The 432-nt window shown below is 75.2% G+C and carries 1 protein-coding gene; it reads left to right on the forward strand.

What is annotated here, in order from left to right:
• A partial coding sequence (locus tag VR44_RS38845; RefSeq protein ID WP_045952400.1) for a DNA-formamidopyrimidine glycosylase family protein occupies positions 1-432 on the forward strand: 432 nt, incomplete at both ends.

The following is a 432-nucleotide window of genomic DNA, read 5'->3' on the forward strand; positions in this document are numbered from 1 at the left end:
AGGGAGTTCCTCGACGAACACCTCGCCGGGCGAACGGTCGACCGCGTCCTCCCGCTCGCCGTCAGCGTGCTGAAGACCTACGACCCCCCGCTCACCGCCCTGGAGGGTCAACCCACCGGCCCAGTGGCCCGCCACGGAAAGTTCCTCGACCTCCGCATCGGCGGCCTGCACCTCGTCACCCACCTCGCCCGCGCCGGCTGGCTCCGCTGGCAGGACGCCCTCCCCGCGCAGCCCCCGCGCCCCGGCAAGGGCCCGCTCGCGCTGCGCCTCGTACTCGACGACGGCGCCGGCTTCGACCTCACCGAGGCGGGCACGCAGAAACGCCTCGCGGTGTACGTCGTGCACGACCCCCAGGAGGTCCCCGGCATCGCCCGCCTCGGCCCCGACCCGCTCGCCGCCGGCTTCGACCGGGACGCCTTCGCCGCCCTCCTC

This window comes from Streptomyces katrae, from assembly GCF_000966975.1.
Lineage (GTDB): Bacteria > Actinomycetota > Actinomycetes > Streptomycetales > Streptomycetaceae > Streptomyces > Streptomyces katrae.